This window comes from Pseudonocardia ailaonensis (assembly GCF_039531635.1).
In the GTDB taxonomy this organism is placed as follows: domain Bacteria; phylum Actinomycetota; class Actinomycetes; order Mycobacteriales; family Pseudonocardiaceae; genus Pseudonocardia; species Pseudonocardia ailaonensis.
Map to the genome: position 1 here is coordinate 1 of NZ_BAAAQK010000014.1, position 20,888 is coordinate 20,888.

Consider the following 20,888-nt stretch of genomic DNA (forward strand, 5'->3'; position numbering starts at 1 on the left):
CCGAGCACGTCGACCCGGACCTGATCAACGCCGGGAAGGAGACCGTCACCGTCGGCCCGGGCGCGTCGTTCTTCGACTCCGCGTTGTCGTTCGGGATCATCCGCGGCGGCAACCTCGACGTCGCCGTCCTGGGCGCCATGCAGGTCTCCGAACACGGCGACCTGTCCAACTGGATGGTCCCCGGGAAAATGGTCAAGGGCATGGGCGGGGCGATGGACCTCGTCCACGGGGCGCGGCGGGTGATCGTGCTGATGGAACACACCGCCCGCGACGGCTCGCCGAAGATCCTGCGCGAGAACACCCTGCCCTACACGGGCCTGCGGGTGGTCAACCGCATCATCACCGACCTCGCCGTCATCGACGTCACCCCCGACGGCCTCGTCCTGGTCGAGACCGCACCCGGTGTCACCGAGGACCAGGTCCGCGCCGCCACCGACGCCCCGCTGACGGTCACCGCCACGACCTGACGCCGTCATACGCGAGATATGATACGTTGAGGGCCTCGACGTCCGTGCCCGTCGTCGTCCCCACCGCGGTGGTGCCGGCGCCCGGGCCCGTGGCCTCAGGCGTCCGCGCCCGGTGCGCGCGACCTGCGGCAGGACCGTCCTTGTCAGGAACCCGGGGTGAGGATGTCCGTCGGATCCGGCTCCACCGAGCTGGCTGTTGACCTTCCGCACGGCATTCCACCGGGCCGCATGAGAGTCGCCCTGACGGCTCTCATGCTGGCCCTGTTCGTCTCGATGCTGTCGAGCACGATCGTGGCCAACGCGCTGCCGCGCATCATCGGCGACCTCGGCGGGAACCAGACGGGCTACTCCTGGGTCGTCGTCGCCACCCTGCTGGCCCTGACGGCGACGACCCCGATCTGGGGCAAGCTCGCCGACCTGTTCGACAAGCTCCTGCTGATCCAGGTGGCGATGCTGCTGTACGTCGCCGGGTCGGTGCTGGGCGCGTTCTCGCACTCCATGACCGTCCTGCTGGTGGCCCGGGCGATCCAGGGCGTCGGGGCCGGTGGCCTGTCGGCGCTCAGCCTGGTGATCGTGGGCTGGATCGGGACGCCCCGGGAGCGCGCGCGGTTCTCCGGGTACCTCGGGGCCGTGTACGCGGTGGCCACCCTCGCGGGCCCGCTCATCGGCGGCGTGATCGTGGAGTCGCCCCTCGGCTGGCGCGGATGCTTCTTCGCCAGCCTGCCGATCGCCGTCGTCGCCATGGTCCTCATGCAGCTGACGCTGCGTCTGCCGCGGGGCCGGAGCCCGGTCCGCATCGACATCGCCGGATCGGCGCTGGTCGTCACGTCCGTCGGTCTGCTCCTCATCTGGACGAGCCTGGTCGGGCAGCAGTTCGCCTGGGTCTCGGTGAGCACCGCGCTGCTGCTCGGGGGCGGCCTCCTGGTCGGCGTCGCGGCGGTGGTCGTCGAGCTCCGGCACCCGGAACCGGTCCTCCCGCTGCGCCTGTTCCGCAACCGCAACGTCCTCATGTCCACGCTCGCCTCGGGCCTGCTGGCCACCGTCGCGTTCGCCGCGACGCTCTACCCGGCCCAGTACTTCCAGCTCGCCCGCGGGATGAGCCCGCAGGCCGCGGGGCTGATGACGATGACGACCGTCGGCGCGCTGGCGCTGGCCAGCGTCGTGTCGGGGCGGAAGATCAACGGGCGGTTCTGGCGGTGGTGGCTGGTGTCGGGCACCGTGGCCGTCGCGGTGGGGCTGGGGCTCCTCGGGACGGTGGACGTCCACACCCACCTCGTGGCGGTGGGGGCCTACCTCGGGGTGCTGGGTCTGGGGCTGGGCCTGACGACGCAGAACCTGGTCGTGGCGGTGCAGAACAACGTCGAGCTGAGCGAGATGGGCGCGGGGAGCGCCATGGCGAACTTCGCGCGGTCGTTCGGCGGCGCCGTCGGCGTGTGCGTCATGGGTGCCGTGCTGTCCGCCCGGACCGCGACGATGGTCGCCGAGGGCGTGCCGGGCCTGGGACCGACCACCGGACCGCTGCCCGAGCAGGGCCGGATCCCGATCCTCGACACGCTGAGCGCGCCGGTCCGCGAGCTCTACAGCAGCGCCTACGGGACGGCGTTCGGCGAGGCGTTCCTCGTGATCGTCCCGCTGGCCGTGCTCTCCATCGTCTGCGTCGTCCTGCTGCAGCCGGCGGTCCGCGACGACGCGGTGCCCCTGCCGCCGGAGGTCACCGCGTGAGGTACTCACTCGTCGACCTCGCCGCGGTGGCACCGCGGGGCGACAAGCGCGCCGCGCTGGACCGCGCCGTCGCCTCGGCGGAGGAGGCGGAGAAGGCCGGCTACCACCGGATCTGGTACGCCGAGCACCACCGGACCACCGGCTACGCGTCGCAGGACCCGGCGCCGCTCATCGCCCTGGCCGCCGCCCGCACCTCCCGCGTCCGCGTCGGCTCGGGTGCGGTGCTGCTCAACCACCACAGCCCCTTCACCGTGGCCGAGCGCTTCCTGATGCTCGAGGCGATGGCGCCGGGCCGGGTCGACCTGGGGCTGGGGCGCTCCTCGTCGGGGCCGCTGGTCGACTGCGCCCTCCGCCGGGACCGGCAGGCCGAGCCCGTGGACGACTTCGCCGACCAGGTCCGGGAGATCACCGGGTACTACCGCCACGACCTCGACAGCGCCCACCCGTTCCACCCGATCGACCTGACGGAGGGGATCGGCGGGACGCCCGACGTCTGGGTCCTGGGGTCCTCGGGACGCACCGCGGCGCTCGCCGGCCGGCTCGGCGTGGGCTACACGTTCGGCAGCCACATCAACGCGCCCCTGACCGAGGCGGCGCTGGACCACTACCGCCGCACCTTCGTTCCCAGCGCCCGCGACCCGCGCGGGCCACGGGCGATGATCGCGCTCGTGATCACCGCGGCCGACGACGAGGACCTGGCCCACCGGCTGACCTGGCCGGCGCGCGCCCTGCGGGCCGCGGGGCGGATCCGTCCGATCCCGACCCTCGCGGAGGCCGAGTCGGAGCTCGGCGCGGCCGAGAAGGCCCGGCCGAGCACCCTCACCGGGGGCGTGGTCCCCGACCAGATCTCCGGGACGGCCGAGTCGCTGCGCCAGCAGCTGGAGCCGTTCGTCCGGCGCATCGGGGTCGGCGAGATCGTCGTGCAGGACATGCTGACCGACCACGAACTGCGGAGCCGGTCCCGCGAGCTCGTGGCGGCCGCGCTCGCCTCCGTCGACGTGGCGGCGGAGTTCGAGTAGCCGCCCGAGCCCCGGGCCGGCGGTGGTTCACCCGGAGCCGACCGCCCGCACGGTCTCGCCCCGCAGCTCGTGCATCAGGTCCAGCTGCTGCGCGAGGGAGCCGCGGCCCAGGTGCGTGGTCGTGAGGGCCAGGTCGGTGCCGCCGGCCTCCTGCCACGCGGTCACGTGCCGGGCCAGCTCGGCGGCGGTCTCGACACGCACGAGGAGCTCCAGCCCGAACGTCGACGGGTCCCGACCCGCCTCGTCGAGCATCCGGCGGACGCGGGCCAGGGCCGCGTGGGCCTGCTCCGGCGACCCGGAGAAGACGAAGCCGTCCCCGACCCGGACCGCGCGGCGGAAGGCGGGCTCGCCGAACCCGCCGAACCACAGAGGGATCGGGCGCCGTGGCCGCGGGTTCACGCACGCGCGCTCGATGTGGTCGAAGCGGCCGTGGAAGGTGACCAGCGGCTCGGTCCACAGCCTGCGCAGCAAGGGGATCTGCTCGTCGAGGCGGGCGCCGCGGGTGCCGAAGGACTGTCCGAGGGCCTGGTACTCGACGTGGTTCCAGCCGACGCCGATGCCCAGCCGGACCCGGCCGCCGGACATCAGGTCCACGTCGGCGGTCTGCTGGGCGACCAGCGCGGTGGGCCGCTGGGGCAGCACCAGCACGCACGTGGCCAGCTCGATCCCGGTGGTGACGGCCGACAGGTAGGCCATCGCGGTGAACGGGTCGAAGAACGGGTCGTGCTCGTCGTCGCGCCCGGCCAGGGGCGGCTCCCGGTCCGCGTGCTCGGTGCCGAGCACATGATCGGCGAGGTGCAGGGTCGTGTAGCCGAGCTCCTCGGCCGCCCGGCCCACCGTGCGCAGCGCCTCGACGTCCCCCGCGAGGTCGTTCTGGGGGAACAGGATCCCGACCCTCACGCCACCCCACCCGTCACGGCCGAGCCGCGCACCAGCGGACGGCAGTTGACGTACGCGACCGGGTGCAGCGCGATGCCGAGCTCCGGTTTGCCGCGCCAGTAACAGATGTCCGGGTTGCGCCGCACCTGGTTCTCCTCGTCCTTCAGGAACGTGATGTCGCGCGTCTCGTGGCCGATGGCGTCGACGAACCGGCCGGTGGCGTTCAGCACCGGATGGGCGACGTGCTGGGCGACCAGCTCCAGCACGCTGCCGCCCCGCTCGTCCGCCGCGAGCTCCGCCCGCGCCTCGTCCGGGGCGACCGGATCCGGGAAGCGCTGCCCGAACCAGGCGAACCAGGCCGTGTAGGGCCCGGCGGGCTCGCGGTGGCGCTCGTCGATCGGCACGAAGGTCGTGGTGCGCGTGCCGACCGACCGCGTGATGCCGGCGAGGTCGGCCTGACGCTCCCACGGGATGCGGGTCTCGACCAGCAGCGGCACGTCGAGGCGGCCCCGGTACTCCGGCGGCTGCGGCGCGAACCGGGGCAGCGAGGCGACGTACTCCGCCTCGGTGAGCCCGAGCTCGCGGTGGAAACCGAGGGCCACGTAGCCGGCGGCCTGCCGGGCGAGCTCGCCGTCGAGGTCCAGCGCCGCGGGGTCGGGGAGGTCGTCCGGGTACCGGAGCACCGGATCCGGCGCCTCGGCGACCAGCCCGCGGCCGGTGGACGGGGCGCCGACCGACCGTCCGCCGAGGTAGTCGACCCGGTCGCCGGGGCCGAGGTCGAACGCGACGAGCAGGCTGCCCTCGTTCGGCTCCTCGGGACGGTCGGCGGCGGGCGGCTCGGGGCCGTCGACCCGGCTGCACACCATCCGCCCGCCGATGTAGTGGGCGAAGCGGGACCAGGTGACCCGCTCGTCGAGGTAGCGGCCGGTGAGCAGCTTGCTGTCCTGGGTGGCCACGATGTACTGGTTCAGGCTCGCCAGGGTGCGCCCCTCGGCGGCGACCGCGGCGACGAGGTCGTGCTCGTCCGAGCCCAGGTACGGCGCGTCCGTCCCGGCGTCGTAGTCGAACCAGCCCGAGGGGTTGTCGAGGTTCGTCACCGGGTTGCCCTCGAACAGGGCGAAGCTGCGCAGGAGCGGGAAGATCGCGGCGAGCCGGTGCCGCGTGCGTTGCGTCGCGAGCTCCGCGGGCAGGTAGCCGACGCGCCGGCCGGCCGCGTCGACCGCCGCCAGCTCCGCGGCGGTGTACGGGCACGGCGGCACGTCGTGGACGGTGCCGGCCGCAGCCGCGCGTTCGCGCCAGATCTCGCGGAACGCGCTCGTCACGACGTCGGGATCGGTCGGGTTCGCGCGGTAGGCCGCCATCGCGTCCTCGAGGGTCACGGGCACAGCCACTCCCCGTTGCGGACGAAGTACTTCTCGGCGACGTCGGCGCCGAGGGGACCCAGGGTGGCGAGGTTCTGTGCCTTGATCGCGGCACCGCCCTCCAGGTGCGGGTAGTCGGTGGAGAAGCAGTAGCAGTCCGCGAGGTCCGGGTACCGCTCGAAGTACCGGTCGATCGGCTCGAAGTTGAGCGGCGTGACGCGCACGTTGCGCGCCAGGTACTCCGACGGCCTCATCGAGAGGACGCCGCGCAGCGCCTTGTGCAGCTCCCCGGCCCACATGTCGAGCCGTTCGGCCAGCGGCCCGAACCATCCGGCGCCGATCTCGATCACGCCGAAGCGCAGGTTCGGCACCCGCTCGAAGACACCGCCGAGCACCATCGCGGCGAGGTAGTTCTCGCTGGCGAAGTTCACCGTGGCGCCCGTGTAGGGGCCCACGGGGAACTCGACCGACGCCTTCGGCGTGGCGAAGGCCGGCACGTTCGCCGACCACCGGGTCGATGCGGCGAACGAGAAGTCGCTGCCCACGTGGAGCGTCACGGCGACGTCGGCGTCCGCGGCCATGCGCCAGAACGCGTCCAGAGCGGGATCGGCGGGCGAGGTGTCGGCGGGCGGTGACGCCGCGGGGATCCAGATCGCCCGGATGCCCTGCTCGATCAGGCGGGCGAGCTGCGCGGTCATCCGGTCGGCCGACTCGAGGAGCATCACGGCGACCGGCCGCAGCCGGCGCCCGCCCGTCTCCCCGGTGACCCGCGCGGCCCAGTCGTTGGCGGCCTCCATGACCTCGACGCCGATGCGGCGGGCGTCGGCGGCGGTGATGTCGAGGGCGAACGCCGGGCCGGCCAGCTCGGGCGACGCGGCCAGCCGCATGCCGATCAGCCCGAAGCTCGGGAACATCAGCGCGCGGTCGACCCCCATCAGGTCCATCAGCTCGGTGCGCCGGCCCATGTCGATGGCGGCCGGCGCGCCGGCGCCCTTCATCGTCCACACGACCTCGGAGGTCATCGGGACGTCGTCGGCGACGATGTCGGGGCGCACGATGCTGTTGACCCCGTTGTCGGTGAACCGCGGGCTCGCCGCGAACGGCGCCATCGTCTCCGCGACCGACTCGCCGAACTCCTGCGCCCACAGGTGGAACGGCACCATCTCGTGGGTGTCGGCATCGACCGCCCGGTCGAGCCACGGCCCGGCCGCCGTCGTCCCTGTCCGATCCATGCTTCTCCCGACGTCGAAAGCAGCCGATCAATCGTTCTCGGCGGACGGTACCAGGGGTTCCAGGAGCGGGAAAAGAGTGAAGGGGGTGGCCTACTCGTCGTTCTCGACAGCCGCGGCATGGGTGGCGGCCGCCGTGAGGAACGCCAGCGTCGTCGCCGCGACCTCGCCGGCCCGGCCGGGGCCACCGGGGACGCGGGCCCCGTGCATCGTCATCTGGACGGCGGTGCGCGCGATCGACCGGGAGGTGCGCGCCGGCAGCGCCGGCCAGACCTCGCGCAGGACCGCGGCCCACAGCTCGTCGGTGTCGACCACGAACTGGTTGACCCGCTCGAAATGGGTCTCGTCGAGGCTGTGGATCTCCCGCGACGCCATCGTCATGGCCTCGCGGTTCGCGACGCCCGTCGCGGCGAGTGCCCGGACGAGCCGGTCCATCGCCTCGGCGGGGCCCTCGGCCCCGTCGAGCGCGGTGAGGGAGGCGTTCGCCAGCAGGCCCGCGCACCGGTCGAACGTGGCGAGCAGGATGTCGTGCTTCGTGCGGAAGTGCTCGTAGACGGACGGGCCGGCGATGCCGACCGCCTTGCCGACGTCGCTGACCCGCACGCTGTGGTAGCCGCGCTCGCCGAACAGGGTGACCGACGCGTCGATGATCTGCTGCCGGCGGGTCACGGGTGGTCGCCAGGTGGGGGAGCGGTCGGGCGCCGGAGCGGCGGCGGGGGCCGGCGGCGCCTCGATCATGGCCTTCAGGCCGGCGCCGATGGAGCGGCGTCCATGGACGCCGGCGCCGCCGGCGCCGCCCGCCCCGCCCGGACCGGCCGCGAGCTGCGCGACCGCGTCGATCGCCCCCAGCGTCGCGTACAGCCGGGCCTCGATGTCCGGCGCGGGACCGGGAGCGGCGTCCTCGACCGCCGCGCGCCACTGCTCGACGAACACGCGATCGCGCCGGGCGACGTCCGGGTAGGCCTCGGCGTCGATCAGCGAGCGCTCGCGCAGGTAGGTCATCACCACCGCGGTGTCGGTGGCGGCCGCGTCGACCGAGACGGCGACGAGGTCGTCCAGCCCCCGTGGTCGCCGGTCGGCCTCGCAGACCGTGAGGGCGGCGGCGAACACCTCGTGCAGCAGGGCGGTCTTGCCGGTCAGGTAGCGGTAGAGGTTGCCCGCCGTGAGGTTGACGCTGTCGGCGATGTCGGTCATGGAGACGGCGGCGAAGCCCTTGCGGGCGAAGAGGTGCGCCGCAGCGCCCACGATCCGTTCGGTCTGCGCGCCGGCCATGGCGCCATCCTTGCAGCCGGCATCGGGCGGCCGGCGGCTCGCCGGGGGCCGGGCCCCGGGAGGGCGCGCCCGAGGAGAACGATCCATAGGGACCATGAGGCCCGTTCCTGTGCTAGAACACGTTGGCTCTGACGATGCGGGTGCCGGCGTCCGGGAACGCTCGGGAGGCATCGTTCGCGAAGCGGTTCGGAGAGAACGAGGAGTGGCCAGGTGGCGAAGGACTTTCTGCGCGACGTGCTGAACTCGCACATCGAAGGGGGCTCGGATCCGGGGTACTGGTGGGACGAGGAGCGCATCCCGCTCGACAGCATCGACAAGCGGGTCACCGAGCTGATGGACCTGCGCGGCAAGAAGGCCGTCGTCGTCGGCGGCGCGGGGCTGAACCTGGGGCAGGCCTGCGTCCACCGCCTCGCCGGGCTCGGCGCGGAGGTGGCCGTGGCCGACCTCGAACCCGCCGCCGCGGCGGACTTCCAGCGCAGCGCCGGTCGGGCTCCGAAGAAGGACGCCGCCGGGGTGGCGCAGGACGCGGCCGAGAAGTGGTCGGCCTCGGCGTTCCCGGTGTACGGGGACGTGACGACGTGGCAGGGCGCGTCCGACGTCATCGCCGAGTGCCACGAGCGGCTCGGGCGCATCGACATCCTGGTCGTCAGCGCGGTCGACGTCGTCATGGGGCCGTTCGCCGAGATGACCCCCGAGGAGATCGACCGGTCCGTCCGGGGAACGCTGATGATCCCCGTCTACTGTGCCCGCGCCGTGCTCGACTACATGATCCCCCAGGGTGGCGGCCGGATCATCAACGTCGGATCGACGTCGGCGATGACGGCCATGCCCGGGCACATCATGTACGGGACCTGCAAGGCCGGGGTCAACACCTTCACCAACTACCTCGGCAAGGAGCTCGCGGCCCAGGGCGTGCACGTGCTCGGGGTGAACCCCGGGAGCATGTGGGGGCCCGACCGCGAGTTCGTGCCCGACTCGTACCTGGGCCTCTACGCCCGCGGCCGCCAGGCGATCCAGCGCTACGAGCTGCCCGAGGAGGTCGCCAACATGGTCGCCTTCCTCGCCACGGACGCCGCGAGCTGCATGGCCGGGACCATGGTCGACATGGGTGGGGGTCAAGGCATCTGAGACTCGCGGGCGCCGTCCTCGACGGTGCTCATGAGGGCCTCGCGCCACTCCTCCGGGCTCAGGGGGGTGAGCTCCCGGGGGAGGGGCGCGGGGACCGGCCGGCCACGTTCCTGTGCGCGGGCCCGCACGCCGTCGTCGTCGCAGAAGCCGCGACGGCTGCGCTTGAGGCACACGAGTCCCACCAGATGTCCGCGGTCGTCGACGACGGCGAGCCGGCGCCCGGTGCTGCCGAGCAGCCGGGTGATCGCCAGCAGCGGGGTCGTCGAGGTGACCGTGCGGCCCTCCAGGCGGCCGTACCCGGACGCGGGGGAGGCGGCGTCGAGACCGGGGCCCAGGTCGGCGCGCTCGATCGCGGTGACGAGTCGTCCCGCGCGGTCGACGACGAGGACCAGGTGGACGTGGTCGTTGTCGAACTCGGCCCGGACGTGGGAGAGGCACGCGTCCGGGCCGAGTCTCTTGGGGACGGTCACCATGAGGTGCCGTGCCTGCAGCGGCGGCGTCACCGGGCGGGGCCGACGCTCACGCGCCCCCACCGACCGCCGCCACGCGGATCGGGATGTTGCTCATCAGGGGCTGCCCCGAGTACGGGTCGAACGCCACGTCGTCCGCGATCAGGCGGCCGACGCTCGTCCCGTGGCGGCGGACGTCGTCGTCCTGGCCCGGCAGGTCACCGAAGGAATGGGTCATCGAGACCGTGCCCGGCCGCATCGTCGGGTCCGCGTCCGCGACGGCGACGACGGCGGCCCGCGGCGACCGGATCTCGACGAGCGAGCCCGCCTCGACGCCCAGCGCCGCGAGATCGTCGGGATGGAAGCTCGCCGGGTTGTACGTCGGCTTGTTGGGCGGCGCCGCCAGCGCGGGGGAGTTCATGACGTGGGCCATCCGCCGCGCGAGCAGGCGCAGCGGGAAGGCACTGTCCCCGTCGTCGGGTGCGCTCGCCGAGGTGGCGGCCAGGTCGGCCATCATCGTCTCGTTCCCGACGTCCAGCCGTCCCGTCCAGCCGGGCTCCTTGGGTGCCACGTGGACGGCCGGCTCCGGGAAGAGGGCCCCCTGCGGATGCTTCCGGACCTCCTCGAGCGGGATGCGCGACCCGGCGTGCACGATCTCCATCAGGGCATGCGCGTCGCCCGGGCCCTCCATGTCGACGGGGGTCGCCGCGGAACCGTCGGGGACCAGGCCGTCGAACGAGAGCTCGAGTCCGAGGCGCTGGGCGAGGAGGTAGAAGAACCGCCACTGCTCGATCACGTCGGATCCGGGGGGCGGCTCGACCACCGCGTCGGTGTACTGGCCGAACGGCTCGGGCAGCCCGGCGCCGACCGTGTACTCCGCCATCCGCTGCATGAAGCCGTTGGTGCCGGGCATCTCGTACGGGAGCTGGGCGGCGATGACGTAGTCCGCGAGCCTGGCCGTCGCGGACATCTGGATGTCCACCTGGACCAGCAGGTCCAGGGACCGGAGGGCGTCGACCACCTTGAGCTGGTCCGGGATGCACTTGGCGGGGTTGGCGCCCGTGCTGATCAACGCCCGGACCTGGCCCTCGCCCGGTGTCAGGATCTCGTCCGCCAGGGCGCTCGTCGGCATCCCGGCCCGCGACGCGGTGAGCCCCCGGACCCGCAGCTTCTCGCCGTCGCCGATGTCCGGGTACGGCGGGCGGGCCTGGGCCCGCGGCACCGCGGCGTTGGTCAGGACGCTCGGGCTCGGGAGGCGCTCACCCGCGCGCGTCCAGTGGCCCGAGATCGTGGTCAGGCAGAGGACGAGGTACTCGACGAGGGGGCCGTGCCCGGACATGTTCGCCCCGGTGCCGGAGGCCGCGTACCCGCGGCGAGCGCGACCGAACAGCCGGGCCGCGGCGACGAGGTCCCCGGCGTCGATCCCCGCCCGGCCGGCGACGTGCTCCGGGGTGAAGGGGGCCACGGCCTGCCGCAGCCGCTCGTAGCCGTCGACGTTCTCGGCGACGAACTCGTGGTCGACCAGGTCCTCCTCCATGAGGACGCGGATCATCCCGGCCAGGACGGCCGGGTCCTCGCCGGGCCTGACCTGGAGGTGGATCGAGGCCCGCCGGGCCGTCTCGGTCCGGCGCGGGTCGATCACGACGAGGTGGCCGCCGCGCTCCTCGAGCTTCCGGTAGGTCGACATGGGGAACCCCGCCGGTCCCACGAGGCTCACGAGGGGGTTGCTGCCCACGACGAGCGCGACGTCCGGCTCGCCGAACGCCTGGCTGGGGGCCATCCAGGCACCGTGGAAGGACTTGGCGATGGGCTTGCCCGGCTGGTCGATCGTCGACGTCGTGAACAGCATCGGCGAGCCGACCGCCCGGATGAAGGCGGCGACCATGCTCAGGTTGATCGGGTTCTCGAACGGGACGTAGGTGCCCATGAAGAGCGCGAAGGCCCGCGGCCCGAGGCGGTCGACGACCTCACCGAGCTTCGCGGCGATCTCGTCGACGGCGTCGAGCGTCGGGATGTCGACGAACCGTCCGTCCGGCAGCTTCTTGCGGGAGCGGAGCACGCGCTCGGGATGGTTGTACAGGCCGGCGTGGGTGCGGCCCTTGATGCAGGTGTAGCCGCGGTAGATGTCGTTGCCGGTGGCACCCGTGATGCGCTGCACGGCCCCTTCGGAGACGTGCACGTCGACCGGGCAGAAGTTCTGGCAGACCCGGCAGAACGATGGTGTGAGCTCCGTCATGCTATCTCGCCCTCTGATCGGCACCAGGACAGTCGGTGATGCTCGGGCACCGGGCGGACGTCGGCGTCCGGGCGGATTCTGCGGCTGAGCATAGCAGCCTGTTGACGATCGTGACGCGCAACGTCATGCTACTGCTCACATCACGGCAACCCACTCGTACGCTCGCTCTCACCCTCCGGCGATCGTCACGACCCGGCCGAAGCGCCCGACCCGCGGCCAGGCCCCTGACGCACCGAGTCCGGCACGACGTCCGGCGCACCGCCGGAACACGGCAGCGCACCGGCTCGGAGCTCGACCCCACCACGTCCGCGCAGGCCCGAACCAGCCACGCCTCAGGAGGCACGAGAATGAGCTCGCCCAGTCCCGCCGCTCCTACCGGGCGACGGTCGAAGGAACCGATCCCGCCCGTGGCGCGCCGCGCTGCCGTCGCCGGTTCCGTCGGCACGTTCGTCGAGTACTACGACTACGGGCTGTTCGGCGTCCTGACCGTCTACCTCGCGCCGCTGTTCTTCCCGACGGACAACCCGGCGTCCTCCATCCTGGTCAGCCTGGCGGTCTTCGGGCTGGGCTACGCCGCGCGCCCGATCGGTGGCCTGGTGATCGGCCGGCTGGGCGACCGGCGCGGGCGGCGGGCGGCCCTGCTGACCTCCGTGCTGCTCATGGGCGTGGCGACCAGCCTCATCGGGGTGCTGCCCACCTATGCGTCCGCGGGGATCACGGCATCGATCCTGCTGGTGGTGCTGCGGCTCGTCCAGGGCTTCTCCGCCGGCGCCGAGGTGCTCGGGTCCGTCACCTACGTCCTGGAGTCCGCACCACCGTCCCGGCGTGGCTTCCTGGCCTCGCTCACGCCGCTCGGCTCCACGCTGGGCGGGGCGACGGGTGCGCTGCTCGGCGGTCTGACCAGCCTGCTCGTGTCCAAGGCAACGATGCTCGACTACGGCTGGCGGATCCCGTTCCTCATCGCGATCCCGCTGAGCCTGTTCGCCTTCCTGTTCCGCCGCAAGATCGAGGACTCGCCCGAGTTCCTCGAGCTGGTGGCGCGCAAGGAGACGGCGAAGACCCCCATCCGCGACCTCTTCCGCCACCACCGCGCTCCGGTGCTGCTGGCCTGCACGCTGGCCCTCGGGCTCAACGCCGTCTCCGGCATCGCCGGCTGGATGACCACCTACCTGGCCGCGACGCGGCAGCTGCCCGTCACCCCGATCATCTTCGCCTTCGGGCTCGCGACCCTGCTCGCCGCCGTGGGCTCGCCGATCACCGGCCGCCTGACCGACCGCTTCGGCGGCGTGCGGGTCATGGTGGTCACGTTCGTCGGCTTCCTGGTGCTGTCGGTGCCCATCTTCTGGGTGCTCGGGACCGCGACCAACATCGTCGTCCTGTTCCTCGTGATCGCGCTCTACCTCATGCTCATCGCCTTCGTGACCGCGCCGGCGTACGCCTACATCGCCGAGCTGTTCTCCACCGACGTGCGCTTCTCGGGATCGAACCTGGGGCAGAACGTGGGCGTGTGCATCGCCGGTGGTACGACGCCGCTGATCGCCGGCGCCCTGGTGGTGGGGACGGGCTCCGCGCTCAGCCCCGTCATCTGGGTGGGTGCGGCCACACTGGTCGCGCTCGGCACGCTGTTCGTGGCGTCCAGGACGGTCAAGAAGAAGGCTCCCGCCCGCGAGGAGGAGGCCGAGGTGCAGGCGCAGACCGCCTGAGCCGGAACGAACGATCGACGCTGGCCGGGGCCGCCCGGCCCCGGCCCGCGTCGCACGGAGCGGGCGCACCGACGTCGCGTCCGTGTCGAGTCCGAAGAGTCCTTCCGAACCGGGGCGCATCGACATGACCACCACGCACCTGTCCTACTGCCGGCTCTGTCCCGCGCTCTGTGGGACGGTGGTCGACGTCGCGGACGACAAGATCGTCAGAGTCCGCGCCGACACCGAGAACGCCGTCTCGGCCGGCTACAGCTGTGTCAAGGGCCGCAACGCCCCGTCGGCCCACAACCACCAGGACCGGATCCTGAAGCACCTCCGCAAGCGGGCGGACGGCGAGTTCGAGACGATCGGCCTGCAGGCCGCCGTCGACGACATCGGCGAGCGCCTGACGGCGATCCTCGACGACACGGGCCCCGAGTCCGTCGGCACCTACTGGGGCACCTACGCGTGGCGGGCCAGCGCGACCCTGCCCATCGCGAAGGCGTGGTGGGAGGCGATCGGCTCGCACAAGACCTTCTCGCCGATCACGATCGACCAGGCGTCCAAGACCGTGACCTACGGACGGGCCGGCGCCTACGTGGGCGGCGTCCAGCGGCTCGAGGACGCCGACGTGTGGATGGAGGTCGGCGGGAACCAGCTGGTCTCCCTGCAGAGCCTCGGGTGGAGCAACACCAACCCGACCGTCAACCTTCGCGACCAGCGCCGGCGCGGGCTGAAGCTCATCGTCGTCGACCCCCGCCGGACCGAGCTCGCCAAGAACGCGGACATCCATCTCCCGGTCCGCCCGGGCACCGACGCCGTGCTGCTGTCCGCGTTCCTGAACGTCTTCTTCGCCGAGGGGTTCGACCGCCCGCAGTTCTGGGGGCGGTACGCGCAGAACGTCGACGCACTGCGCCGCTACGTCCAGGACACCACGCCCGCCGTCGCCGCCGAGATCTGTGGTGTGCCGGAGGAGGACCTGCTCGCCGCCGCCAGGATGTTCGGCGCCGGCCGGCGGGGGATGGCCAACGGGCACACGGGCACCGACATGGGGCCCGGCGGCAACCCGTGCGAACACCTGCTCAACGCGATCAACATCGTCTGCGGGCGCTACGCGGACGAGGGTGACGAGGTCCGCGCGGCGACGCTGACCGGGCCGGCCGTCGAGCCGCGCGCCCGGGTGATCGGCCCCTACCGCAAGTGGGAGTCGGGCTGGCAGAGCCGCCTCGGCTACGGCCTGCTGCCCAGCCCGCACAGCCACTTCGGCGAGCTGCCGGCGACGCTGCTGGCCGAGGAGATCCTGGCGCCGGGCCCCGACCGCGTGCGGGCGCTCTTCTCGGTCGGCGGGAACCCGGTCAACGCGATCCCGGACACCCGCCGCCAGGTGGAGGCGATGAAGGCCCTCGACCTGCTGGTCACGATCGACCCGTTCATGACCGAGACGGCGCGCCTGGCGGACTACGTCATCGCGCCGACGATGATGTACGAGCGCGCCGACTACAACATCCTGGGCGGCGCGTTCGGCCAGTACTCCGCCCCGATCGTCCCCGCGCCGGGCGACGCCGTCGACGAGTGGGAGTTCTTCTGGCGCCTCGGCGGCGCCCAGCGGCTCGACATGCGCCTCGGCGACGGGCCGAGCGAGGGCGTCGGCGCCTTCACTCCGATTCCTCGTGGGCGGCCCGGTCCGCTGACCGGCGAGCCGCCGTCGAGCGACGCCGTGCTCGCGATGATCGCCGACGACGACCGACTGCTCGAGCTGCTCAAGCGCCATCCACGTGGTTATGCCGCGCCACCGAGAACCGCGACCGTGCTCGGGCCGCTCGACACCGACCGGGACCGGCTCGACCTCTTCCCGCCCGAGTTCCCCGAGGAGATGGGGGAGCTCCGGCGGATTCTCGAGGACTCGGCCCGGCGCCGCTACCGGCTCGTCGTCCGCCGCTCCAAGGAGACGTTCAACGGCACGGGGAAGAACCTCCCCGAGCTGAACAAGGGCGGCACGAACCCCCTCCACATCCACCCCGACGACCTGGCCGAGCTCGGCCTCGTGTCGGGGGACCGGGTGGTGGCCTCGTCCGACCACGGCACGGTCAGGGCGGTGACACGGGCCGACGACAGCCTCCGCCCGGGCGTCGTCGCCCTGACGCACGGCTGGGGCGGGCTGGAGGACGAGGACCCGTTCGCCCCGGGCGTCGGGGCCAACGTCAACAACCTGATCAGCACCCGCGGCCCCTCGCAGCAGGTGCTGCGGATGCCGATCATGTCCGCCCTGCCGGTCGACATCGTCCCCCTGGAAGAAGCGCCGCACCGGTGAGCACCGACATGAAGCAGGCGAAGCGCACCGCAGCCGGCAGCAGCCTGGAGACGTCGGCGGGCAAGGCGCTCGCGTTGTTGGGTGCGTTGGGTGGTCCGCGTCCGGTGATGGGTGTGTCGGAGCTGGCGAAGGCGGTGAGTGTTCCGAAGTCGACGGCGCACCGGTTGTTGGTGGTGTTGACCGAGAGCGGGTATGTGCGTCGGGCGGGGGACAAGTACGCGTTGTCGACGCGGGCGTTCGAGTTGGGTAATCAGGTGGCGGTGGCGCGGGCGAACGGGTTGCGGGATCGGGCGATGCCGGTGCTGAGTGAGTTGTATGCGCAGACCCGGGAGGCGGTGCACCTCGGGGTCCCGGAGGGCTCGAGCGTGTTGTACGTGGAGAAGTTGTTCGGGCCGGAGTCGGTGCGGGTGGACACGGCGGTGGGGATGCGTCGGCCGCAGTACGCGACGGCGTTGGGGAAGGCGATGTTGGCGTTCTCGGAGTTGGGGTCGGGGGGGAGTGTGCCGGCGCGGTTCTACCGGTTCACGGCGTTCACGATCGGCACCCCGGATTTGTTGGGCCGGGTGTTGGAGCGGGTCCGTCAGGAGGGGTACTCCACGGATTTCGAGGAGGCGTTCCTCGGGGTGTCGTGTATTGCGGTGCCGGTGTTCGACCGGCGGAGTGGGAAGCCGGTGGCTGCGTTGTCGTTGTCGACGGCGGCGGCGGGGCGTGCGGTCCTGCGGTACAGGTCGGTGATGCTGAAGGCGGCCGACCAGCTCTCCGGCCGGGTCAGCACCCTGCTCGCCTGACGGGTCGGCCCGGCCGGCCCGTCGGGCGACCGGGCCGACCCCGACACGTGGTCAGGCGGGCACGTCGACGCGGGCGGTCTCGATCACCGAGGTGCACGTCCGGTCGAGGACCGCCTGGGTGTCGCCGATGAGGCTCAGCACGAAGAGGGTCCGGCCGTCGGCTCCGCCCAGCGCGCAGGCCAACGGCATCTTGTCCCCGACGTCGATCACGTCCGTGACCTTGCCGCCCTCGGTGATGCGGCGGCATTCGCGGGTCCACGGGGACGCGGTCCAGATCGCGCCCTCCGAGTCGGCCCAGATCCCGTCCGCGCTCGCGGGCTCGAGGTCGGCCCACACGCGCCGCGCGCCGAGCGACCCGTCCGCGGAGCGGTCGTAGGCGGTCAGCCGGTTGGACGGGAACTCGGCGACGACGTAGGTCGTGCCGTCCGCGATCAGCGCGGGTCCGTTCGGCGCGTCCAGCCGGTCGGCGACGACCCGGGCCGCGCCGTCGGGCTCGACCAGGATGATCACCCCGTCGCCGTCGAGGGGCCGGGGCTCGCTGTTCTTGTGGGTGCCCATCGAGCCGACGTACGCGCGTCCGAGGTCGTCCACCAGCATGTCGTTGAGCCCGCCGACCGCCAGGTCGCCGAGGTCGGCGTGGACGACGAGCTCGCCCGACGGCTCCAGCCGCAGGACGGTCGGCTCCGCCAGGTTGACGAGGAGGAGGCGGCCGTCGGGCAGGAAGCCCAGCCCGCTGGGCCGTCCGCCGTCGGGCAGCTCGACGACGACCTCGGCGCGGCCCGCCTCGTCGACCGTCATGACCCGGTTGGCGAAGATGTCGGAGAACCACAGGCGGTCCTCCCGCCAGCGGGGGCCCTCCGCGAACCGGAGCCCGTCCAGGAGCGGCGCCAGCCGGCGCTCCCCGGTCACAGCCCGGGCCCGCGATGGTTGTCGAGCAGAACCCTCAACCGCTGCACACCGGCCTCCTCGTACGTCGTGCGGATGTCCGCGCGGATCCCGACCCGACCGTGATCGAACCCTCGGCCGGGTCGTGACCCACCCGCCGTCATCTTCGGGGGGCCCGGTGCCCCCGGGCCAGGCGGTCGTCTCGTCCACCAGAACACCTCCGGCCGTGACGAGGACGGTTCAGCGCCACGGAACGCTTCGGTGGCCGGTCGCCGGGTCACCTGTGTTGACTGCGGTTCCAGCGGGGCCCGCAGCGGGTCCCGGGACTGTGTCGGGGACGCCACCGGTCGAGCCGGCTCGCGTCCCCGCCGATGCCGGAGGAGAGACCGTGAAGCCCGGAGTCCACACCAGGTCCCAGAGCCATGACGACGGCACATCCCGATGACCGCCGCGATCGTCTCCGGCGAGTCCGAGTCCGCGCTGGTCGCCGACTTCGCCCGGCGCGGCTGGACCGACGGGCTTCCGGTCACGGTGCCCACGGCCGAGCGGGTCGACGCCTTCTTCGCGGCGGCGGGCCGGGAGCCCGACGAGATCCTGCTCGGCGTCGAGGAGAACCGGCGGGACGTCAGCGTCCGGCTGGCCGCGGTCAACGCGGTGCTGGCCGGCTGCGCGCCGGAGCACTTCCCCGTGGTGGTGGCCGCGATCGAGGGCTGGGCCGACCGGCGCTGGGGCGCGGGGGACCGCACCTTCTTCTACATGTCCAACGCGAGCACGGGCGGCGGGGCCCAGCTCACGGTCGTCAACGGGCCGGTGCGCCGCTCGCTCGGCATGAACAGCGGCACCAACCTCTACGCCCCCGCCTCCCACGCGAACGTGGCGATCGGGCGGGCGCTGCGGCTGGTCCTGCGCAACGTCCTGGGCTTCACCCCGACCTCGCTGGACCAGGCGACCCAGGGGCACCCGGGCAAGGTCGGCTTCTGCCTCGCGGAGAACGAGGAGCAGTCCCCCTGGGAGCCGCTGCACGTCGAGCACGGCTTCGGCGCGGACGAGAGCACCGTGATGGTGATGAGCGGGCGGGGCCCGGAGCCGATCGAGAACCGCACCAGCTCCAGCGCCGAGGGCATCCTGATCACGATCGCGGACACCCTGTCCCGGCTCGGCGCGATGATCCCGGGCGGCCCGGTGGTCGTGGTGATGGGCCCGGAGCACGCCGACATCGTCGGCTCCAAGCACGGGTGGTCGAAGCGGGAGGCCAGGCAGTTCCTCTACGAGAACTTCCGGCGACCGGTCGCCGACCTCGAACGGGCCGAGCTCAAGTTCCGGCCCGACCCGCTGCGGGACCGGACCGAGGGCGGCGTCACCTACCGCTACGGGGCGCGGGACGTCGGTGACATCGCGCTGATCGTGGCCGGGGGCCGCAACGCCGGCATCTCCTCGGTGATCACCAGCTGGTGCTACAACACCCGGCCGGGCGAGTTCATCCTCTCGCCGGTCCGGACGCCCTGAACCCCGAGCACACCCCACACGAGCACAGCGCAGAGCCAGCGAGAGCAAGGAGGATCGCGATGGCGATCGAGGCTTTGGTCCCCGTCCCGGACGATGCGGTGGCGGAGGTGAGGACGGCGGCGCGGCCGACGCGCACCGAGAAGCTGGTGGTCGGCCTGCTCGCCAACACCAAGCGGAACGCCCCGGAGCTGCTGGCGGCCGTCGCCGCGCTCCTGCGGGCCGAGCTGCCGGAGGTCGACTTCGTCGGCCCGGTGGTGACCGAGGGGGTGATGCTCCCGTCCAAGGCCCAGCTGGACGACATGATCGAGCGCTGCGACCTCGTCCTCACCGGGCTCGGTGACTGCGGGTCCTGCTCGGCGACGACGATGCACGTCGCCACGGACTTCGAGGCCCGCGGCGTGCCGGCCGCGGCGATCTGCACGGAGCCTTTCCTCGCGTCGGCCTCCGCCATGGCCGCCCGTCGGGGTCTGCCGGGCTACGCCTTCGCCCGCGTCGCGCACCCGGTCTCGAGCCTCGAGCAGGACGAGATCGACGAACGCGCCCAGGAGGCGCTGCCGCAGGTGCTGTCCATCCTGGGCATCGACGCGCTCCGGGCGGCCGCGCGCCGCGAGGAGCTCGTGGCCGGGGTCGGGGAGGTGGCGGGATGAGCGACGGCTCCGGTGAGGGCGGTTCGTACGACGTCGCCGTCGTGGGCGGCGGGATCGCCGCCCTGTCCGCCGCGCTGTTCGCCGCGGGTTCCGGCCTGCGCACGATCGTGGTGAGCGAGATCGTGATGGGGGGCGAGCTGATCAACCTCGAGGAGGTCGTGCGGTTCCCCGGGATCACCGACCCGATCTCCGGTAGCGAGCTGGCCGGCCGCGTCGAGGTGCAGGCGGTGGAGGCGGGCGCCGAGTTCGTGTTCGACGACGTCACTGAGATCGCCCGGGACGGCGCGGACGGTGGGGCTTTCGTGGTGCGCGGCCTCGAGACCGACATCCGGACCCGCACCGTCGTCGCGGCGATGGGCGCCGGCCGGCGGCGGCTGGGCCTGGACGGCGAGAGCGACCTGGAGGGGCGCGGCGTCTCCTTCTGCGGCACGTGCGACGGCCCCTTCTTCAAGGAGAGGTCCGTGGCCGTGGTGGGGGACCACGAGTTCGCCGGCCGCGAGTCCCTCGTCGTCGCCCGCTACGCCTCGGCCGTCACCCTGATCACGCGCCGCGGGGAGCCCGATCTCTCCGCCGGGACGCGATCGGCCATCGACGGGAACGACCGGATCCGCGTGCTGCCCCACACGGAGGTGGCGGCCCTCGCCGGTTCCGGCGGGGTGCTGGGGGCGGTACAGGTCCGCGACGTCGAGACGGGTGGTGTCTCCGACCTCGATCTCGCCGGACTCTTCGTCAACGACGGCCTGGAGCCGAGGTCGTCGCTGCTGCGGGGCCTGGTGGAGCTCGCTCCCGACGGCCGCGTGCCGGTCGACGCCGGCATGCGGACCTCCGTCGACGGGCTGTTCGCCGTGGGTGAGCTCCGGTCGGGCTTCCCCGGCTGGGCCGTGGCCGCGGCCGGCGACGGTGCCGCCGCCGCGGCGTCGGCGCAGCAGCGGGTCAGGAGCTAATGGCCGTGGATCCGAAGGAGACCCCTCTGCCCGGGACCGTCCACGAGCTGATCGTCATCGGCTCAGGACCGGCCGGGTACACCGCCGCGGTGTACGCCGCGCGGGCCCAGCTCGACCCGGTGGTCTTCGAGGGCACGCAGTTCGGTGGCGCCCTGATGACCACGACCGAGGTGGAGAACTTCCCCGGCTTCACGGACGGCATCATGGGTCCGGAGCTGATGGAGCAGATGCGGGGGCAGGCGAAGCGGTTCGGGGCGGACCTGCGGGCCGAGGACGTCGAGAGCGTGTCGCTGGGCGGTGCGGTCAAGGAGGTCACCGCCAACGGTGTGACCTACCGGGCCCGTGCGGTGATCCTGGCGATGG

General features: G+C 72.7%; 18 protein-coding genes. 11 read left to right on the top strand and 7 right to left on the bottom strand.

The genetic code is table 11. The features are described from left to right. From ABD324_RS20935 to ABD324_RS20945, 3 genes are all read left to right on the top strand, one after another. The coding region (locus tag ABD324_RS20935) for a CoA-transferase (RefSeq protein ID WP_344419618.1) at positions 1 to 467 on the top strand (467 nt) is incomplete at its 5' end. Between the two features lie 228 nt (positions 468 to 695). Continuing rightward, complete coding sequence (locus tag ABD324_RS20940; RefSeq protein ID WP_344419621.1) at positions 696 to 2,189, top strand: MFS transporter; 1,494 nt, start codon at positions 696 to 698, stop codon at positions 2,187 to 2,189. Beyond that, positions 2,186 to 3,208, top strand: a complete 1,023-nt coding sequence (locus ABD324_RS20945; RefSeq protein ID WP_344419623.1) for an MsnO8 family LLM class oxidoreductase — start codon at positions 2,186 to 2,188, stop codon at positions 3,206 to 3,208. The genes ABD324_RS20940 and ABD324_RS20945 overlap by 4 nt, the downstream gene beginning before the upstream one ends. A 27-nt stretch (positions 3,209 to 3,235) precedes the next feature. On the opposite strand, the gene ABD324_RS20950 is transcribed toward ABD324_RS20945, so the two are convergent. From ABD324_RS20950 to ABD324_RS20965, 4 genes are all read right to left on the bottom strand, one after another. Further along, positions 3,236 to 4,108: an LLM class F420-dependent oxidoreductase gene (locus ABD324_RS20950; protein WP_344419626.1), complete on the bottom strand. Its 873-nt coding sequence runs from the start codon at positions 4,106 to 4,108 to the stop codon at positions 3,236 to 3,238. Continuing rightward, a complete protein-coding gene (locus tag ABD324_RS20955) occupies positions 4,105 to 5,472 on the bottom strand; it encodes a hypothetical protein (protein WP_344419630.1) in 1,368 nt (455 codons plus the stop codon). Before ABD324_RS20955 ends, ABD324_RS20950 begins: the two co-directional genes overlap by 4 nt. After that, on the bottom strand, positions 5,463 to 6,680 hold the full coding sequence (locus tag ABD324_RS20960) for an amidohydrolase family protein (protein WP_344419633.1): 1,218 nt from the start codon (positions 6,678 to 6,680) through the stop codon (positions 5,463 to 5,465). The genes ABD324_RS20955 and ABD324_RS20960 overlap by 10 nt, the downstream gene beginning before the upstream one ends. Positions 6,681 to 6,770: 90 nt before the next feature. Continuing rightward, positions 6,771 to 7,949 carry a TetR/AcrR family transcriptional regulator gene (locus tag ABD324_RS20965; RefSeq protein ID WP_344419636.1) on the bottom strand — a complete coding sequence of 393 codons (1,179 nt, stop codon included), beginning with the start codon at positions 7,947 to 7,949 and terminating at the stop codon, positions 6,771 to 6,773. A gap of 210 nt (positions 7,950 to 8,159) precedes the next feature. Here ABD324_RS20965 and ABD324_RS20970 point away from each other — a divergent pair, with 210 nt between their 5' ends. Beyond that, positions 8,160 to 9,077, top strand: a complete 918-nt coding sequence (locus ABD324_RS20970; RefSeq protein ID WP_344419639.1) for an SDR family NAD(P)-dependent oxidoreductase — start codon at positions 8,160 to 8,162, stop codon at positions 9,075 to 9,077. On the opposite strand, the gene ABD324_RS20975 is transcribed toward ABD324_RS20970, so the two are convergent. Together ABD324_RS20975 and ABD324_RS20980 are read right to left on the bottom strand one after the other, a co-directional pair. After that, positions 9,065 to 9,580, bottom strand: a complete 516-nt coding sequence (locus ABD324_RS20975; RefSeq protein WP_344419642.1) for a CBS domain-containing protein — start codon at positions 9,578 to 9,580, stop codon at positions 9,065 to 9,067. The genes ABD324_RS20970 and ABD324_RS20975 overlap by 13 nt on opposite strands. Before the next feature lie 16 nt (positions 9,581 to 9,596). Then, the gene (locus ABD324_RS20980; protein ID WP_344419645.1) at positions 9,597 to 11,762 is read right to left on the bottom strand and encodes a molybdopterin-containing oxidoreductase family protein; all 2,166 of its coding nucleotides are present in this window, start codon (positions 11,760 to 11,762) and stop codon (positions 9,597 to 9,599) included. A 347-nt stretch (positions 11,763 to 12,109) separates the two neighbouring features. On the opposite strand from ABD324_RS20980, the gene ABD324_RS20985 reads away from it, so the two are divergent. The 3 genes from ABD324_RS20985 (at position 12,110) to ABD324_RS20995 (ending at position 16,543) form a co-directional block, all read left to right on the top strand. Beyond that, positions 12,110 to 13,465, top strand: coding sequence for an MFS transporter (locus tag ABD324_RS20985; RefSeq protein WP_344419648.1), 1,356 nt, complete (start codon positions 12,110 to 12,112; stop codon positions 13,463 to 13,465). Between the two features lie 124 nt (positions 13,466 to 13,589). Then, complete coding sequence (locus ABD324_RS20990; RefSeq protein WP_344419651.1) at positions 13,590 to 15,755, top strand: molybdopterin-containing oxidoreductase family protein; 2,166 nt, start codon at positions 13,590 to 13,592, stop codon at positions 15,753 to 15,755. Next, on the top strand, positions 15,752 to 16,543 hold the full coding sequence (locus ABD324_RS20995; RefSeq protein WP_344419654.1) for an IclR family transcriptional regulator: 792 nt from the start codon (positions 15,752 to 15,754) through the stop codon (positions 16,541 to 16,543). The genes ABD324_RS20990 and ABD324_RS20995 overlap by 4 nt, the downstream gene beginning before the upstream one ends. A gap of 51 nt (positions 16,544 to 16,594) precedes the next feature. On the opposite strand, the gene ABD324_RS21000 is transcribed toward ABD324_RS20995, so the two are convergent. Next, positions 16,595 to 17,452 carry an SMP-30/gluconolactonase/LRE family protein gene (locus tag ABD324_RS21000; RefSeq protein ID WP_344419657.1) on the bottom strand — a complete coding sequence of 286 codons (858 nt, stop codon included), beginning with the start codon at positions 17,450 to 17,452 and terminating at the stop codon, positions 16,595 to 16,597. A 417-nt stretch (positions 17,453 to 17,869) separates the two neighbouring features. Here ABD324_RS21000 and ABD324_RS21005 point away from each other — a divergent pair, with 417 nt between their 5' ends. The 4 genes from ABD324_RS21005 to ABD324_RS21020 form a co-directional block, all read left to right on the top strand. Further along, positions 17,870 to 18,934: a hypothetical protein gene (locus ABD324_RS21005; RefSeq protein WP_344419660.1), complete on the top strand. Its 1,065-nt coding sequence runs from the start codon at positions 17,870 to 17,872 to the stop codon at positions 18,932 to 18,934. Between the two features lie 59 nt (positions 18,935 to 18,993). Then, positions 18,994 to 19,581, top strand: a complete 588-nt coding sequence (locus ABD324_RS21010; protein ID WP_344419663.1) for a UGSC family (seleno)protein — start codon at positions 18,994 to 18,996, stop codon at positions 19,579 to 19,581. Then, positions 19,578 to 20,525, top strand: a complete 948-nt coding sequence (locus ABD324_RS21015) for an NAD(P)/FAD-dependent oxidoreductase (protein ID WP_344419666.1) — start codon at positions 19,578 to 19,580, stop codon at positions 20,523 to 20,525. Before ABD324_RS21010 ends, ABD324_RS21015 begins: the two co-directional genes overlap by 4 nt. A 5-nt stretch (positions 20,526 to 20,530) precedes the next feature. Then, the coding region (locus ABD324_RS21020; RefSeq protein ID WP_344419668.1) for an NAD(P)/FAD-dependent oxidoreductase at positions 20,531 to 20,888 on the top strand (358 nt) is incomplete at its 3' end.